This window comes from Sphingomonas sp. 3P27F8 (genome assembly GCF_005502745.1).
Taxonomy (GTDB): Bacteria; Pseudomonadota; Alphaproteobacteria; order Sphingomonadales; family Sphingomonadaceae; genus Sphingomonas.
Genome location: NZ_SCNL01000011.1, coordinates 97524 through 113945, shown reverse-complemented (window position 1 = coordinate 113945; position 16422 = coordinate 97524). Strand labels below are relative to the sequence as shown.

The 16422-nt window shown below is 65.6% G+C and carries 15 protein-coding genes; 12 read left to right on the top strand and 3 right to left on the bottom strand.

All coding sequences use genetic code 11. The features are described 5' to 3' along the window. Positions 1-60: 60 nt before the first annotated feature. Together fdhD and FFS35_RS13735 are read left to right on the top strand one after the other, a co-directional pair. Complete coding sequence (gene fdhD, locus FFS35_RS13740; RefSeq protein WP_137787656.1) at positions 61-840, top strand: formate dehydrogenase accessory sulfurtransferase FdhD; 780 nt, start codon at positions 61-63, stop codon at positions 838-840. Continuing rightward, positions 837-1376, top strand: coding sequence for a molybdenum cofactor guanylyltransferase (locus FFS35_RS13735; protein ID WP_137787655.1), 540 nt, complete (start codon positions 837-839; stop codon positions 1374-1376). Before fdhD ends, FFS35_RS13735 begins: the two co-directional genes overlap by 4 nt. Here FFS35_RS13735 and FFS35_RS13730 read toward each other — a convergent pair. Then, positions 1336-3072 (bottom strand): DUF885 family protein, encoded by a 1737-nt coding sequence (locus FFS35_RS13730; RefSeq protein WP_137787654.1) that lies wholly within the window; start codon positions 3070-3072, stop codon positions 1336-1338. The two genes, FFS35_RS13735 and FFS35_RS13730, sit on opposite strands and share 41 nt — an antisense overlap. Positions 3073-3172: 100 nt before the next feature. Between FFS35_RS13730 and proS the strand changes: the two genes are divergently transcribed. From proS to FFS35_RS13680, 10 genes are all read left to right on the top strand, one after another. After that, positions 3173-4705, top strand: coding sequence for a proline--tRNA ligase (proS, locus tag FFS35_RS13725; protein ID WP_137787653.1), 1533 nt, complete (start codon positions 3173-3175; stop codon positions 4703-4705). After that, a complete protein-coding gene (locus FFS35_RS13720) occupies positions 4705-5127 on the top strand; it encodes a hotdog fold thioesterase (protein WP_137787652.1) in 423 nt (140 codons plus the stop codon). The genes proS and FFS35_RS13720 overlap by 1 nt, the downstream gene beginning before the upstream one ends. Positions 5128-5143: 16 nt before the next feature. Next, positions 5144-6667, top strand: a complete 1524-nt coding sequence (locus FFS35_RS13715) for a fumarate hydratase (protein ID WP_137787651.1) — start codon at positions 5144-5146, stop codon at positions 6665-6667. Between the two features lie 100 nt (positions 6668-6767). Next, the gene (locus FFS35_RS13710; RefSeq protein WP_249341640.1) at positions 6768-7658 is read left to right on the top strand and encodes a crotonase/enoyl-CoA hydratase family protein; all 891 of its coding nucleotides are present in this window, start codon (positions 6768-6770) and stop codon (positions 7656-7658) included. Between the two features lie 17 nt (positions 7659-7675). After that, complete coding sequence (gene rpiA, locus FFS35_RS13705; RefSeq protein WP_137787649.1) at positions 7676-8353, top strand: ribose-5-phosphate isomerase RpiA; 678 nt, start codon at positions 7676-7678, stop codon at positions 8351-8353. 71 nt (positions 8354-8424) lie between these two features. After that, the gene (gene tkt / locus FFS35_RS13700) at positions 8425-10494 is read left to right on the top strand and encodes a transketolase (RefSeq protein WP_137787648.1); all 2070 of its coding nucleotides are present in this window, start codon (positions 8425-8427) and stop codon (positions 10492-10494) included. A gap of 76 nt (positions 10495-10570) precedes the next feature. Continuing rightward, on the top strand, positions 10571-11680 hold the full coding sequence (gene tal, locus FFS35_RS13695; protein ID WP_137787647.1) for a transaldolase: 1110 nt from the start codon (positions 10571-10573) through the stop codon (positions 11678-11680). Between the two features lie 72 nt (positions 11681-11752). Next, positions 11753-12739 carry a phosphogluconate dehydrogenase (NAD(+)-dependent, decarboxylating) gene (gene gnd / locus FFS35_RS13690; RefSeq protein WP_137787646.1) on the top strand — a complete coding sequence of 329 codons (987 nt, stop codon included), beginning with the start codon at positions 11753-11755 and terminating at the stop codon, positions 12737-12739. Next, entirely contained in the window at positions 12736-13533 is a 798-nt protein-coding gene (locus tag FFS35_RS13685; RefSeq protein WP_137787645.1) for a Cof-type HAD-IIB family hydrolase, read from the top strand. The genes gnd and FFS35_RS13685 overlap by 4 nt, the downstream gene beginning before the upstream one ends. Further along, complete coding sequence (locus FFS35_RS13680) at positions 13530-14276, top strand: HAD-IIB family hydrolase (RefSeq protein WP_137787644.1); 747 nt, start codon at positions 13530-13532, stop codon at positions 14274-14276. The genes FFS35_RS13685 and FFS35_RS13680 overlap by 4 nt, the downstream gene beginning before the upstream one ends. 14 nt (positions 14277-14290) lie before the next feature. On the opposite strand, the gene FFS35_RS13675 is transcribed toward FFS35_RS13680, so the two are convergent. Then, a complete protein-coding gene (locus FFS35_RS13675) occupies positions 14291-15079 on the bottom strand; it encodes a 3'(2'),5'-bisphosphate nucleotidase CysQ (RefSeq protein ID WP_137787643.1) in 789 nt (262 codons plus the stop codon). After that, on the bottom strand, positions 15072-16418 hold the full coding sequence (locus FFS35_RS13670; RefSeq protein ID WP_137787642.1) for a TldD/PmbA family protein: 1347 nt from the start codon (positions 16416-16418) through the stop codon (positions 15072-15074). The genes FFS35_RS13675 and FFS35_RS13670 overlap by 8 nt, the downstream gene beginning before the upstream one ends. Positions 16419-16422 lie beyond the last annotated feature (4 nt).

The window sequence follows — 16422 nt, the reverse complement described above, 5'->3', positions numbered from 1 at the left end:
TAGCCGGGTTGGGGAACGCAATGTTTCCGTTCGCGGGCTTGCATGGATAGGATGAGGTCAATGGCGGAACACATCGGTATCGATTTCGCGCGCATCGCGATCTCAGGCGTAGCGGAGCCGACAACGCGGGCCGTCGCGGTGGAGCGGCCGGTGGCGATCGAGTTCAACGGGATTGGCTATGCCGTGATGATGGCGACCCCTGCGGATCTCGACGATTTCGTGACGGGCTTTGCCTTTGCCGAACGGCTGGTGACGCACGCCGGGCAAATACTCGATGTCGATCATGTCGAGCATAGCGAGGGAGAACTGGTGCGCGTCACCCTGGTGGCGGATCGCGTCGCGGCGGTGGCGGAGCGGGCGCGGCATCGCATTGGCGAATCCTCTTGCGGCATCTGCGGCATCGAGAATCTGGAGCAGGCGATCCGCCCCCTGCCGCAGGCGGCTGGAAATTCGCGCGCGTCGACAGAGGCGATATTTCAGGCGCTGTCCGATCTGTCGGCGCATCAGCCGCTCAACCGCGTGACCGGGGCGGTCCACGCCGCCGCGTGCTGCACGGCCGCAGGACGCTTGATCGCGGTGCGCGAGGATGTCGGCCGGCACAACGCGTTCGACAAGCTGATCGGTGCCATGCTGCGTGCGGACGTCGATTGGGATGGGGGGTTCGCCTTGCTCACCTCGCGTTGTTCGTACGAACTTGTGGAGAAGGCGGCGCTGGCGGGGTGCCCGCACCTCGTCACCATCTCTGCCCCGACGAGCCTTGCGGTCGAGCGGGCACGGGCGTGTGGCTTGCGGCTAACGGTGCTCGCGCGCGCCGATGCGCTGCTGGAACTGGTGCCATGACATTGCTCGGCGTGGTGCTCGCAGGGGGCGGATCGCGTCGGTTCGGCAGCGACAAGGCGCGCGCGCTGCTGGATGGCATGACGCTCACCGATCATGCACGGGCAACGCTGGCGCCGTTCGTGGGGGAGGTGGTGGTGAGCGGCGCGGAAGATGTTCCCGATCGCCCGGCGGCCGGGCTGGGGCCGCTGGGCGGGATCTGCGGGGCGCTGCATTTTGCCGTTGCGCGCGGGCACAAGGCAATTGTGACGATCGGGTGCGACACGCCGTTCGTGCCGGCGGAAACGCTGGCGACGCTTGCCGCGTCGGCGGGTGCAAGCTTTGTCGCGGAGACGCCTATCATCGGGTGCTGGCCCGTGGAACTGGCCGATCCGCTGGAGCGCCATCTGCGCATCGACCCCAATCGATCCATGCGCAGATGGTGCATGATTATCGGCGCGCGCGCGATCGACGCGCCGCCGATCGCCAATATCAACCGGCCCGAAGACCTGGCCGCGCTCAGTCCTTCGGATAGGGGGAGTGGCCGCCCTCCGCGATGAAGCGATCGATCCGTGCTTCCAGCACCGGCAATGGCACGGAGCCGAGCGACAGCACCGTATCGTGGAAATTGCGGATATCGAATTTCGCGCCCAGCGCGTGTTGCGCCTTGGCCCGCGCCTTCAGGATCGCCTGCTCGCCAAGATAGTAAGACAGCGCCTGCCCCGGCCAGCCGATATAGCGATCGACCTCGGAAACGATCTCGCGCTCCGGCAGCGCGGTATTGTCGCGCAGGAATTGCTGCGCCTGTTCGCGCGTCCATCCCCGGGTGTGAATGCCGGTATCGACCACCAGCCGCGCCGCACGCCACATCTGGTAGGAAAGCATCCCGAACCGCTCGTATGGCGTGCGATAGAAGCCCATCTCGTCGCCCAGCCGCTCGGTGTACAGCGCCCAGCCTTCACCATAAGCGGAGATGTAGCTGTTGCGGCGGAATGGCTTGAGTGCCTTGTTTTCAGCCGCCAGTGGCATCTGGAAGGCGTGGCCCGGCGCGCTTTCATGCAGCGTCAGTGCGGGAAGCTGCGGCAGCGAGCGCGATTGCGGGTCATAGGTGTTGACGAGGTACACGCCCGGTCCGCCGCGTCCCGCCGTATAATATGGCGCCACCTCCGGCGGCACTTCGACGATCGCGAAGCGCTGGCGCGGCAGCCGGCCAAACCATTTCGCGGCCATGCCGTCGAAGCGCTTGGCATGCCAGGCCGCTTCCTTAAGCAACTGATCGCCGGTGGTCGGGTGGAATTGCGGATCGTCACGCACGAATTTCAGGAAAGCGGGCAGATCGCCCCTGAAGCCGGCATCGGTCCGCGCCTTCTCCATCTCCGCGCGGATCTTCGCCACTTCCGCCAGGCCGAACCTGTGAATCTCTTCCGGGCTCATGTTCGTGGTGGTGTAAACGCGGATGCGGCTTTGGTAGTAAGCCTTGCCGTTCGGATATTTGTCAGCGCCAAGCTCTTTGGTAAGCCCGGGAAAATAGCTGGTCCGCAGGAACGCGAGCAGCTTCTGGTGCGCCGGAATCACCTGCTCGGCGATCACTTTGCGCGCAGCGGCGCGCAGTTCGGCCTGCGTCGCCTGCGGGATCGTCGCGGGCAGCTTGGCGAACGGTTCGTAATAGGCGACCTTGGTCGGGTCCGTCGCGCCGGCGATGTCGGCGACGCCCTTGTCGCGGCCCTGCATCACGATCGCGGGCGGGGTGAAGCCGCGTGCAAGCCCGGCTTTCATATTGTCCGTTTCCTGAGTGAAGAAGCGCGGGATATCGCCCAGCCAGGAGAGGTAGGCGCGGTAATCACGCTCGCCGTTGGCGAAATCGGCGCGCGCGGCGGAGGGAAGGTCCGACCAGAAGGCGCTGTCGCCGTTCACCGGTTTTTCGAATTCGCGGAAGGTTTCGTCGTCGATCTGGCTGGCGATCTGCGCGCGATAGACCTGCCAGTCGGTCAGCGTGTCGGGCGAGAGCTTCCCGGATTCGACCGCATCGAGCTGTTTGAGCACTGCCTGCCAGTGGCTCAGGCGGCGCGCGTGGGCGGCGGCCGAATCGTCGGCGATATGCGCATCGATCGTGCCGGGCGCGCGCTCCGCGATCCCCTCCTTCTCGCGCCATGCCCACTCGTCTTGCCAGATACGGTCGAACTGCCGGTCGGTCGCATTGGGGGCGGGCGCGGCGGCGATGAGCAGCAGGGCTGCGGGAATGAAGGCGTGGTGCATGGCCACTATCGTGGCCGAAGCGCGATCGCCCTTCAAGCGGTGACCCGGCCTGCAAGTCCGCAGGTGACGAAGCACCGTTCGCGCGGTAAGCGCGCGCGATATGATAAAGCACGCCCTTTCCGTCACGCGCGACGCCGATTTCGCGCAATGGTATCAAACCGTCATCGCCGAAGCCGACATGGCCGAGGAATCGGGCGTGCGGGGCTGCATGGTGATCCGGCCGTGGGGATATGGGATCTGGGAACGCATCCAGCGCCTGCTCGACGATCGCATCAAGGCGACCGGCCACGAGAATTGCTATTTCCCGCTCTTCATCCCGCTTTCCTATTTCGAGAAGGAGGCCGAGCATGTCGATGGCTTCGCCAAGGAGATGGCGGTCGTCACGCATCACCGACTGATCGCGGACGGAAAGGGCGGGTTGATGCCCGACCCGGAGGCGAAGCTGGAGGAGCCGCTGGTCGTGCGCCCGACCAGCGAAACGGTGATCGGCACCGCATTCGCACGCTGGGTGCAGTCGTGGCGCGACTTGCCGGTGCTCATCAACCAGTGGGCGAACGTGGTGCGCTGGGAAATGCGCACGCGCATGTTTTTGCGCACCGCCGAGTTCCTCTGGCAGGAAGGGCATACCGCCCATGCCAGCGCCGATGAGGCGCGCGAGGAAACGCTGAAGATGCTGGAGGTCTATCGCAGCTTCGCGGAGGACGATCTGGCGCTGCCGGTGATCGCGGGCGAGAAGCCGGAGAACGAGCGGTTTCCCGGCGCTGTGGCGACGTATTCGATCGAAGCGATGATGCAGGACGGCAAGGCGCTGCAGGCCGGCACCTCGCACTTCCTCGGCACCAATTTCGCGCATGCGCAGAATATCCGCTTCCAGAATGCGGAGGGCGAGCTGGAATTCGCCAATACGACGAGCTGGGGCGTCTCCACGCGGATGATCGGCGGCATCATCATGGTGCATGGCGACGATGATGGCCTGCGCGTGCCGCCGAAGATCGCGCCGTGGCAGGTCGTGATCGTGCCGATGCTGCGCGATCAGCCCGAGGATGCCGCGATTGTCGATTATTGTCGTGCGCTGCAGGGCGAACTGGCGAAGCTTTCGGCGCTGGGCGAGCCGGTGCGCGCGCTGCTCGATCTCAAGCCCGCGAAGGCGGCGAACAAGCGCTGGGGCTGGGTGAAGAAGGGTGCGCCCCTGGTGATCGAGGTCGGCGGTCGCGACGTGGCGGGCGGGAATGTCTCGGTCCTGCGCCGCGACGCGCTGTATCGCGAGGATGGCAAGCTCGACAGCCGGATCACCCCCCGCGATGCGTTCGCCCGCGACGCGGCCGGCATGCTGGAGGAAATCCAGGCCGCGCTTCACGCCGAAGCCAGGGCGCGGCTGCACGATAATATCGCGCGCGTCGAGGACTGGGCCGGGGTTGAGGCGATGTTCGCCGAATCCGCGCGCAAGCCCGGCTGGGCGAACGTCGCCTGGTCGCGCCCGACCGGGGCTGCGCTCGATCAGGTGGTGGAGCGTCTGAAGGCGCTGAAACTGACGATCCGCAACGCGCCGACGGGCCAGGATGCGGATGGCGCGAGCTGTATCTTCAGCGGACAGCCAGCTGTCGAGCGGGTGCTGATCGGGAGATCATATTGATGGCGATCTGGACACACCCGATCGATCTGGCGCAACTCACCGAGTTGGGCGCGAAGGCGCTGCCCGGCCTCGTCGGGATCGAGTTCACCGATTATGGCGAGGACTGGATGCGGGCGCGGATGCCGGTCGATGCGCGCACGCATCAGCCGTTCGGCCGGCTCCATGGCGGCGCGTCGGTGGTGCTCGCTGAAACGCTGGCGTCGGTCGCCGGGTCGATGGCGGTGCCACCGGAAAAGGTGACGGTCGGGCTGGAGATCAACGCCAATCACCTGCGCCCGGCCATGTCGGGTCATGTCCACGCCACCGCCACCGCGGAAATGCTCGGTCGCTCGACCCAGGTGTGGACGATCCGCATCGAGGATGATGCCGGCAAGCTCATCTGCCTTTCCCGCATGACAGCCGCGGTGATCGACCGCCAGTAATCACAGGATATCAGCCATGACCACGACGATCCGCACCGCCGATCTCATCGAAAGCGTCGCCGATGCGCTTCAGTTCATCAGCTACTATCATCCGATGGACTATATCCGCGCGCTGGGCACCGCCTATGAGGCGGAGCAATCCCCGGCGGCAAAGGATGCGATTGCGCAGATCCTGACGAACAGCCGGATGTGCGCCGAGGGGCATCGTCCGATCTGCCAGGATACCGGCATCGTCAACGTGTTCGTGAAATGGGGCATGGACTGTCGGCTGGACGACATCTCGCGCAGCCTGCAGGAAGTCGTCGATGAAGGCGTGCGGCTCGCCTATCTTAACCCGCAGAACAAGTTGCGCGCCTCGGTGCTCGCCGATCCGGCCTTCACGCGCCGCAACACGAAGGACAATACGCCCAGCGTGCTGCACGTCGAACTGGTGCCGGGCTCGCTCGTCCACATCGACGTCGCGGCCAAGGGGGGCGGCAGCGAGAACAAGTCCAAGTTCAAGATGATGAACCCCAGCGATTCGATTGTCGACTGGGTGCTCGAGATGCTGCCGCAGATGGGCGCCGGCTGGTGCCCGCCGGGGATGCTGGGCATCGGCATCGGCGGCACGGCGGAACATTGCGTGCTGCTGGCCAAGAAATCGCTGATGGAACAGATCGACATGGCGACGCTGAAGGAGCGTGGGCCGAAGAACGATATCGAGGCGTTGCGCATCGAGATTTTCGACAAGGTGAACGCGCTGGGCATCGGCGCGCAGGGGCTGGGCGGCCTGGCGACCATCCTCGACGTGAAGATCATGGACGCGCCGTGCCATGCGGCGGGCAAGCCGGTGGCGATGATCCCGAATTGCGCCGCGACCCGCCACGCGCATTTCACGCTGGACGGCTCCGGCCCGGCCTATCTCGAGGCGCCGAAGCTGGACGAATGGCCGGACGTGAACTGGACGCCGGACAAGGCCGCGATCCGCGTCGATCTCGACACGCTGACGCCGGAAGTGGTTCAGAGCTGGAAGCAGGGCGACCGGCTGCTGCTGAACGGCAAGATGCTCACTGGCCGCGATGCCGCGCACAAGCGGATCAAGGATATGCTCGACAAGGGCGAGCAACTGCCCGTCGAGTTCAGGGGGCGCGTCATTTATTATGTCGGGCCGGTCGATCCGGTCGGCGAGGAAGTGGTCGGCCCGGCCGGCCCGACCACGGCGACGCGGATGGACAAGTTCACGCGCATGATGCTGGAGCAGGGGTTGCTGGCGATGGTCGGCAAGGCGGAGCGCGGCCCGGCGGCGACCGAGGCAATTCGAGATCACGAGAGCGCCTATCTGATGGCGGTCGGCGGCGCGGCCTATCTGGTGGCGCGCGCGATCAAGGGATCGAAGGTCGTCGGGTTCGAGGATCTCGGCATGGAAGCGATCTACGAATTCGAGGTGAAGGACTTTCCCGTCACCGTCGCGGTCGATGCGGAGGGCAACAACGTCCACCAGCTCGCGCCGCTGGTGTGGAAAGAGAAGATCGCGAAGGAGCATCTGCTCGTCGGGGCGTGATCTTCCCCGCCGGTCCTTTTGGCCATGGATGGACGCGCCCTTGCGCCGATCACCATAAATAATGTTATGGTGCCGCCAAACAGGAAAAAGGAGAGGCGGCTTGGATTACGAACAGATTCGCTATGCGGCGCAGGACGGGATCGCGACGATCACGCTGAACCGCCCGGAAAAGCTCAACGCATTCACCGGCCGCATGATGCAGGAGATGATCCACGCGTTCGACCGGGTCGATGCGGACGACGATGTGCGGGCGCTGATCGTGACGGGTGAGGGGCGGGCATTCTGCGCCGGGGCGGACCTGTCGGGCGGCGCCAAGACGTTCGATTATGAAAGCCGCGGCGATGAATCGCCGGTCGGGCCGAACGGCGAACTGCGCTATTCGAGCGACAGCGCCCGCGATGGCGGCGGTCGGCTGACGCTCCGCATCTTCGAGTGCCTGAAGCCGGTGATCGCGGCGATCAACGGCCCGGCGGTGGGCGTCGGTTCGACGATGACGTTGCCGATGGACATCCGCCTCGCCAGTGACAGTGCGCGGATGGGCTTCGTCTTCGCGCGGCGCGGCATCGTGCCGGAAGCGGCGTCCAGCTTTTTCCTGCCGCGCGTGGTGGGTATCAGCCAGGCGCTAGAATGGTGTTATTCGGGCCGGGTTTTTGACGCGGCGGAGGCGTTGAAGGGTGGTCTGGTCAAGGAAGTGATCCCCGGCGATCGGCTGATCGCGCGTGCGACCGAACTGGCGCGCGAGATCGCCGACAATACGGCGCCCGTCTCCATCGCCCTGACGCGGCAGATGTTGTGGCGAGGGCTTGGCTTTTCGCACCCGATGGACGCGCACAAGGTGGATAGCCGCGCGATTCTGTCGCGCGGGCGCTCCGGCGATGCGCAGGAGGGCGTCGCTTCTTTCCTGGAAAAACGCTCGCCCGTTTATCCCGATCGCGTTTCGGCGAACATGCCGGACTTCGTTCCGTGGTGGGAGGAGCAGAAATATAGCTGAGCGGTTATCATCCCCGCATGAGCAGGGATGACGACAAGCGGCTTGCGGCCGAAGCGGCGGTGCTGGAGGTGGATGACGGCATGCTCGTCGGCCTCGGCACCGGGAGCACGGCGGCCTTTGCTATCGCGGCATTGGGGCGGCGCGTGGCGATGGGGCTGAGGGTGGAGGCGGTCGCCACCAGCCAGGCCACAGCCGCCGCTGCCGCCGCCGCGGGCATCACGATGCTCGATTTCGCGCGGATCGCCGCGCTCGATCTCACGATCGACGGTGCCGATGAAATCGATTCGCGGTTGTTCGCGATCAAGGGGGCCGGCGGGGCGATGCTGCGCGAAAAGGCGGTTGCCGCGGCTTCGCGTCGAATGGTCGTGATCGCGGACGGATCGAAGCGGGTTACGGCGATCGGCGCGGCCAAGGTGCCGGTGGAGGTGCTGCCGTTCGCGCGCGCATCGGTGACAGCCGCGCTCGAGCGACTGGACGCGCGCGTGGCGGTGCGGCCGTCGTATCAGACCGATAACGGCAATATCGTCGCCGATTGCCGCTTTCCCGCGATACCCGATCCGCGCGCGCTTGCCGCGATGATCGCCGCGATACCGGGCGCTCTGGGGCACGGATTGTTCCTCGATGAGGTTGATGCGGCCTATATTGCCGCCGCCGGCATCGTTACGCGGCTGGAACGCGACCGGCCGAGCGATTAAGGGGGCGGGGAATCGGCAACCGCGTGCCCCTCCGGTGCGTTCGCCACCATGATCCCGAACGAGGCTTCCTGATGACCGACACCGCCACCGCACCCACCGGCATTCACGAGGACGGCAGCCCTGACCGTCTTGCGATCGATACGATCCGCACCCTGTCGATGGATGCGGTGCAGAAGGCCAATTCGGGCCATCCCGGCACCCCGATGGCGCTGGCGCCGGTCGGCTGGGCGCTGTGGACGAAATTCCTGCGTTACGATCCAGCCACGCCCGACTGGCCGAACCGCGACCGCTTCGTGCTGTCGGTGGGCCATGCATCGATGCTGCTCTATTCGTTGCTTCACCTCGCGGGGGTCAGGGAACTGGATCGGAACGGCAAGCCGACCGGCCAGCCCGCCGTCAGTCTCGCCGATATCGAGGCGTTCCGGCAGCTTGGGTCAAAAACGCCCGGCCACCCCGAATATCGTCACACCACCGGTGTCGAAACGACGACCGGTCCGCTGGGCCAGGGATGCGGCAACTCGGTAGGCATGGCGATCGCGGAGCGCTGGCTGGCGGCGCGCTACAACAAGCCCGGCTTCACGCTTTTCGACCATGACGTTTACGCGCTGTGCGGCGACGGCGACATGATGGAGGGCGTTTCCGCCGAGGCGGCTAGCCTTGCCGGTCATCTGAAGCTGTCCAACCTGTGCTGGATCTACGATTCCAATCACATCTCGATCGAGGGCGGCACTGATCTCGCGTTTGACGAGGATGTTGGCAAACGTTTCCAGGCATATGGCTGGAACGTCATTCATGTGGACGACGCCAACGACATCCCGGCGCTGACCGCGGCATTCGAAACATTCCGCGCCACCAACGATCGCCCGACCTTCATCGTCGTCCATTCGGTGATCGGCTGGGGATCGCCCCGCGCGGGCAGCGAGAAGGCGCATGGCGAGCCGCTGGGCGCGGAGAATGTCGCCAAGACCAAGCAGGCGTATGGCTGGCCGGCCAGGGATTTCTACGTCCCCGATGGGGTGCAGGAAGCGTTCGAGCAGGCGATGACGGCGCGCGGCCGGCCCTTGCGTGAGGAATGGCAGGCGACGCTCGCGAAATATGAGGAGGTCGAGCCGGATCTTTATCGCGAACTGGAACTGATCTTCGCGGGCAAGCTGCCCGATGGCTGGGACGCAGATATCCCGACCTTCGACGCCGACGAGAAGGGGATCGCCAGCCGCGACGCCGGCGGCAAGGTGCTCAACGCGATCGCGAAGCGCGTGCCGTGGCTGATCGGCGGCTCGGCCGATCTCGCCCCCTCAACCAAGACCGATATCAAGGGCGCGCCCTCGTTCGAGGGGAGCAACTACGGCGGCGCGAACTTTCACTTCGGCGTACGTGAACACGGCATGGGCGCCGTGGTGAATGGCATGACGTTGTCGGGCCTGCGCGGTTACGGCAGCACGTTTTTCGTATTCCTCGATTACATGCGGCCGCCGGTGCGGCTGTCCGCGCTGATGGAAATCGGCAGCACGTGGATTTACACGCACGATTCGATCGGCGTGGGCGAGGATGGGCCGACGCACCAGCCGATCGAGCAGCTCGCGATCATGCGCGCCACGCCGGGGATCGACACGATTCGCCCGGCCGACGCGAACGAGGTGGCCGAGGCATGGCGCGCAATCGTGCGCGACGGCCAGCATCCCGCAGCGCTGATCCTTTCCCGCCAGGCGCTGCCGACGCTGGACCGCGGCAAATACGCCAGCGCCGCTGGCGTGGATAAAGGCGCATATGTTCTCGCCGACAGCGCCGATCCGCAGGTTATCCTGATTGCCAGCGGGTCCGAAGTCTCGCTTGCGATCGGTGCGTACGAACAGCTGAAGGCGGAAGGAATATCCGCCCGCGTCGTTTCCATGCCGTCGTGGTTCCGTTTCGAGCGGCAGGATGCCGCCTATAAGGAAAGCGTGCTGCCGGCGGCGGTGACCGCGCGTGTCGCGGTCGAGATGGGCGCGGAAATGGGCTGGGATCGCTATGTCGGCGCGCGGGGCCGCACCGTCACCATGCACGGCTATGGCGCATCGGCGCCGGCGGCCCAGCTCCAGGACAAGTTCGGGTTCACCATCGCCAATGTGGCGAAGGTGGCGAAGGAAGTGTTGCGGGGCTGATCGTACCGCCGCGGCCTTGTGCCGTAGCGGGCGGAAACAGATATCGGTCGTATATTTGCGGATGGAGTGTGAAGCGATGGGACGCCTTAACGAGCTTGAGAGCCATGGTCAGGCGGTGTGGCTGGACTTCGTCGATCGCAAGTTCCTCGACGAGGGCGGGCTGAAGAAGCTGGTTGCGGAGGACGGCATCACCGGCGTCACCTCCAATCCGTCGATCTTCGAGAAGGCGATGGGTCACGGCACCGCATATGACGCCAGCCTCGCGGCTTTCGACGAGGCAAACCCGGACGCCTCCGCGATGGCGCGTTACGAGCACCTCGCGATCGAGGATATCCGGAACGCAGCCGATACGCTGCGCCCGGTCTACGATCGTCTCAACGCCAAGGATGGCTACGTCAGCCTTGAAGTGTCGCCCAAGCTGGCGGAGGACACCGATGGCACGATCGCGGAGGCGGCGCGGCTGTGGAAAGCCGTCGATCGGCCGAACCTGATGATAAAGATTCCCGGAACGCCGGAAGGAGTGCCCGCGATCGCAGCGACGATTTCGGCGGGAATCAACGTCAACGTCACACTGCTGTTTTCGATCGAAGCGTACAAGTCGGTCGCGCTCGCGTTCGTCGAGGGGCTGGAGCTGCGCGTCGCGAACGGCCATCCGATTGACCGCATCGCGAGCGTCGCGAGCTTCTTCGTGAGCCGGATCGACAGCAGAATCGATGACAAGATCGATGCCGGGGTCGGCGCCGATGAGGCCAAGGCGCTGAAGGGCAAGGTTGCCATTGCCAATGCCAAGGCGGCCTATGCATGGTATCGGGAGTTCATCGCGTCGGACCGCTGGCAGAAGCTGGCCGCCAAGGGCGCGATGCCGCAGCGGCTGCTGTGGGCATCAACTGGCACCAAGAACCCGGATTACCCCGATACGCTCTATATCGATACGCTGATCGGCGCAGATACGGTAAACACCGTGCCGCCGAAGACGCTCGACGCCTTCCGCGATCACGGCAACGTTGCCGAGACGCTGACGCAGGACGTGGATGGCGCGCGCAAGGTGCTCGCTGATGCGGAGCGGCTCGGGCTTGATCTTGCCGGAGTGACCTCGACGCTGGTGGAGGAGGGCGTTCATGCCTTCGTCCACTCGTTCGACGATCTCCTCGGCGCGATCGCGGCAAAGCATCCAGCCGCCGCCTGAAGGGGTTTTCCTGTCGGAACGATATCCGCGCCCGGCGATTGAGCCGGGGCGGAGTGGGAAGAAGGATCACCTATGAAAATCGGCATCGTCGGCCTCGGCCGGATGGGCGGCAACATCGCGCGGCGACTGATGCGCGGCGGGCACGAATGCGTCGTGTGGGATCGCAGCGCCGATGCGGTCAAGGAGCTGGCCGGCGAGGGCGCGATCGCGGCTGAGTCGCTCGATGACATGAGCGGCAAGCTTGCCGATCCGGCGATCTGGTGGGTTATGCTGCCGGCCGGCGATCCGACCGAGCAGACCATCGCCGCGATCGGCGCGAAGGCGGCGTCGGGCACGATCATCATCGACGGCGGCAACACATTCTGGAAGGATGATATCCGCCGTGCCAAGTCGCTGTCCGACAAGGGCGTGCACTATGTCGATGTCGGCACCTCCGGCGGGGTCTGGGGGCTGGAGCGCGGCTTCTGCATGATGATCGGCGGCGACAAGGATGCCGTCGATACGCTTGATCCGATTTTCGATACGCTCGCGCCGGGACTCGGCACAGTTCCGCGTACACCTGATCGCGAGGCTCATCCGGATGAGGATCCCCGCGCCGAAAAGGGTTATATTCACGCCGGCCCGGTTGGCGCGGGCCATTTCGTGAAGATGGTCCACAACGGCATCGAATATGGCCTGATGCAGGCTTATGCCGAGGGCTTCGACGTGCTCTACGGCCGGAACGCGCCGAAGCTGCCCGACGACGAGAAGTTCGATTTCAACATGGCGGACATCGCCGAGGTGTGGCGGCGTGGTTCGGTCGTGTCGTCTTGGCTTCTCGATCTCACCGCTGCGGCGCTGGCGAAAGACCCCAAGCTCTCGCAATTCTCCGGGCATGTCGCGGATTCCGGCGAGGGACGGTGGACGATCGATGCGGCGATGGAGCAATCCACCCCGGTCGCGGTGCTGACGACGGCGCTGTTTGCGCGCTATCGCAGCCGGATCGACGCGATGTATGGCGACAAGCTGCTTTCCGCGATGCGCTACGGCTTCGGCGGCCACGTCGAGATTCCGCAATGATGCTGGTGGTCTGCGATGTCGATGGAACCCTGGTCGACAAGCAGAAGAAGTTGACCGACGCCACGGCTGCGGCGGTGAAGCGCCTGCGTGCGGCGGGGGTGGAATTCACGATCATCAGCGCGCGCCCGATGTCCGGCATGATGCCGATCGCCGAGCGACTGGAACTTGACGTCCCGATGGGTGCTTTCAACGGCGGAATCGTTTTCCGGCGCGATGGCACGATCAGCGAACATCATATGGTGCCGATCGAGGTCGCGCGCGGTGCTTTCGCTGCTGCCGCCGAAGCCGCTGTCGATCGCTGGGTGTTCGCGGACAACCGTTGGTATGCTTCCACCGATCAGGGCCTTCACGTCGAGCACGAGCGGCTGGCGTCGAACCAGCAGCCGATTGTTCGTGCAGACTTCAGCGACTTGCTCGACCGCGCGGACAAGATCACCTTCGTCAGTGACGACGCGGCGCTGCTGAAGGATCTGGCCAACAAGGTGGAGCCGTTGGCCGCCGCCGCCACGATCGTCCAGTCGCAGACCTATTATCTCGATATCACCGCCGGGGCCGGCAACAAGGGCAACGGCATCACCGCGCTGACGCAGGCGATCGGGGTGTCGCTTTCCCACACGGTGGCGATCGGCGATCAGGCCAACGACCTCGCGATGTTCGCGCGCGCTGGCCGCTCGATCGCGATGGGCAATGCCACCGATGCGGTGAAGGCGCAGGCGGACGATGTGACAACCGCGAACGACGCCGATGGCGTCGCGCATGCGATCGACAAATTCATCCTTGGGAGAATGATGTGAAGCAACTCGTGGCGTTCGATCTTGATGGCACGCTCGCAGAAAGCAAACAGGCGATCCAGCCGGATATGGCGGAGGCGCTGGCGGAGCTGCTCGGCGTGGCGAACGTCGCGGTGATTTCCGGCGGGGATTGGCCGCAGTTCGACAAGCAGGTCGCCTCGCGCCTGCCCGCGCATGCCGACCGTGCCAGGCTGTGGTTGATGCCGACCACCGGCACAAAGCTCTACACGTTTCGCGACGGCCAGTGGGGCGTCGTCTATGCCGAGCTTTTCTCCGATGAGGAGAAGAAGAAGATTGTCGATGCGTTCACCGCCAGCCTGGAAGCGACCGGCTTCGTGCCGGAGCAGACGTGGGGCGAGCGGATCGAGGATCGTGGCAGCCAGATCACCTTTTCCGCGCTAGGCCAGCAGGCGCCGCTCGAGGCGAAGGAGAAATGGGATCCCGATTTCGCCAAGCGCAAGGTGATCCAGGCTGATCTGCGCCAGCGCCTGCCAGGGCTGGCGATCAACATGGGCGGCGCCACCTCGATCGACATCACGCGCGAGGGCGTGGACAAGGCTTATGGCCTCAAGAAACTGCGCGACGAGAGCGGCATCCCGCTGGATGCGATGATGTTCGTCGGCGATGCGATCTTCCCGGGCGGCAACGACTATCCGGCGAAGGAACTCGGGCTGGATACGGTGCGCGTGCGCGATCCGAAAGAAACGCTGGGTGTGATCGCCACGGTGGTCGCCTGCCAGAAGTGAAGCGGGGAGGGGGGTCAGTGCCCCTCCGCCGCGATCGCCCGGGCGCGATCGCCCAGCCGCGCCACGGCGGCGGCGTGTATGCCCGGGGTTGAAACCACCATGCCGAAGGCGCGCGGATCGGGCTTGTTGAAGGTGAGCGGCGCGCCGAATGCGTCACTGGTGGTGGCCCCGGCCTCCGACGCGATCAGCGCGGCTGCGGCGATATCCCATTCGTTGCCCCAGCGCAGCGTCACCACCAGATCCGCGCGATCATCCGCAACCATTGCCATGCGCAGCGCGATCGAATTGGGTTTTTCCACCGTCACCAGATCGCTGTCTACGTTGGGCAGCACATCGGTGGGAACGCGCGCGCCGGGGAAGATCATGCGATTTCCGGCGCGAACGCCCGCGCCGTTCAGCGTGGCGCCCGCTCCGGTGGCTGCGCGCCACACTTCGCCCCGCGCCGGCGCATCGAGCACGGCAAGCGTCGCTTCCCCCATCTCCACCAGCGCGATCGACACGGCCCAGCCGGGCCTTCCGCGGATATAGTCTCGGGTGCCGTCGATCGGATCGACCACCCATACGCGGCTGCGCGAGAGCCGTTCGGGATTGTCGGCGGTTTCTTCCGACAGCCACCCCGCATCGGGCAGCAATGCCATCAGGCGGGCGCGGAGCATGGCGTCGATATCGAGATCCACCTCGCATACCGGGCTGCCCGGCACTTTCTCCCACCGCGCGAAATCGGTGCGCCAACGGGCAAGCGCCATCGCGCCGGCCTCCCGGGCGATGCCCGCGACCGCGTCGGCAAGGCGCGGGTCAGCCACCGGCGACGGTCATCCCGTCAATGCGTAGTGTTGGCGCGTTCGTGCCGTAACGAAATTCCAGGTCGTTGGCCGGGGTCAGCTGGCGGAACATCTCCCGCAGGTTGCCCGCCACCGTGAATTCGGCCACCGGCCGCGTGATCGCGCCATCCTCGATCAGGAAACCCGCCGCGCCACGGCTGTAATCGCCGGTTACGCCGTTCACGCCCTGGCCGATCAGTTCGATGACGTACACGCCGCGCGCGATATCGCCGATCAGGGTTTCGACCGGGATGTGGCCGTTTTCCATATAGAGGTTGCTGGTCGAAACGCCCGGGGCGCCGCTGACACCGCGGGCGGCATGCCCGGTCGGCTCCAGCCCGAGCTGACGGGCGGAAGCGGTTTCGAGCAGCCACGTTTCCAGCACCCCGTCCTCGACCAGCGCCACCGGCGATACCGGCAGACCTTCTCCGTCGAAGGGGCGCGAGCGCAAACCGTGCGGACGATGCGGATCGTCGCAGATGCGGATTCCATCGGCGAACACTTTGGTGCCCAGCGCGTCGAGCAGGAAGCTCGTCCGCCGGGCGATCGACTGGCCCGATATCGCGCCGGTCAGATGGCCGAGCAGGCTCATCCCCACGCGCGGAGCGAACACCACCGGCATGGCGCCGCTTTCCACCTTGCCGGGATCGAGCCGCGCGACGGCGCGTTCGCCCGCTTCGCGGCCGATCGTTTCCGGCGAATCCAGCCGATTGCGATGGCGCGTGGAGTGGAAGGCGTAATCGCGCTGCATTCCGCCGCCTTCGCCCGCGATCACGCTGGCGGAGGTGCTGAAGCCGGTCGTGCCGTATCCGCCCGAAAATCCGTGGCTGGTGGCAAGCGCGATCACGCTCCGCGAGGCGCTGGCCCCGCCGCCCTCGCTGTTGGTGACACCGGGAACGGCGCGGGCGGCGTCTTCGGCGGCGGCGGCGATCTCGCGCAGCTCCGCTGGCGAAACCTCGCTCTTGTCCTCCAGATCGAGCGCGGGCGGCGTGCCGCGCATCAGCCGCGCTTCCGGGGCGAGGCCGGACCAGCGATCCTCCGGCGCCTCACGCGCCATCGCCACCGCGCGTTCGACCAGCGCGTCCATTGCCGCGGAGGAAAGATCGGAGGTGGAAACGCTCGCCGAGCGTTGCCCGACGAACACCCGCAATCCCAGATCCTCGCTTTCCGAACGGCCGACGTCCTCCAGTTCGCCGAGACGAACCGAAACATCGCTGGAGGCGTCGGCGGCGAACACCGCATCGGCTGCATCGGCGCCGGCGCGCATCGCCCGGGCCACGATATCCTGTGCGCGATCGCGCGCCTGGTCTGAAGTAAGCATCGCC

Excerpts from the sequence above, each read along its gene's own strand:
- rpiA (WP_137787649.1), top strand. The coding sequence starts at position 7,676 with ATGAGCAGGGATGACGACAAGCGGCTTGCGGCCGAAGCGGCGGTGCTG.
- FFS35_RS13720 (WP_137787652.1), top strand. The coding sequence starts at position 4,705 with ATGGCGATCTGGACACACCCGATCGATCTGGCGCAACTCACCGAGTTG.
- FFS35_RS13670 (WP_137787642.1), bottom strand. The coding sequence starts at position 16,418 with ATGCTTACTTCAGACCAGGCGCGCGATCGCGCACAGGATATCGTGGCC.
- FFS35_RS13685 (WP_137787645.1), top strand. The coding sequence starts at position 12,736 with ATGATGCTGGTGGTCTGCGATGTCGATGGAACCCTGGTCGACAAGCAG.
- tkt (WP_137787648.1), top strand. The coding sequence starts at position 8,425 with ATGACCGACACCGCCACCGCACCCACCGGCATTCACGAGGACGGCAGC.
- tal (WP_137787647.1), top strand. The coding sequence starts at position 10,571 with ATGGGACGCCTTAACGAGCTTGAGAGCCATGGTCAGGCGGTGTGGCTG.
- FFS35_RS13730 (WP_137787654.1), bottom strand. The coding sequence starts at position 3,072 with ATGCACCACGCCTTCATTCCCGCAGCCCTGCTGCTCATCGCCGCCGCG.
- fdhD (WP_137787656.1), top strand. The coding sequence starts at position 61 with ATGGCGGAACACATCGGTATCGATTTCGCGCGCATCGCGATCTCAGGC.
- proS (WP_137787653.1), top strand. The coding sequence starts at position 3,173 with ATGATAAAGCACGCCCTTTCCGTCACGCGCGACGCCGATTTCGCGCAA.
- gnd (WP_137787646.1), top strand. The coding sequence starts at position 11,753 with ATGAAAATCGGCATCGTCGGCCTCGGCCGGATGGGCGGCAACATCGCG.
- FFS35_RS13715 (WP_137787651.1), top strand. The coding sequence starts at position 5,144 with ATGACCACGACGATCCGCACCGCCGATCTCATCGAAAGCGTCGCCGAT.
- FFS35_RS13735 (WP_137787655.1), top strand. The coding sequence starts at position 837 with ATGACATTGCTCGGCGTGGTGCTCGCAGGGGGCGGATCGCGTCGGTTC.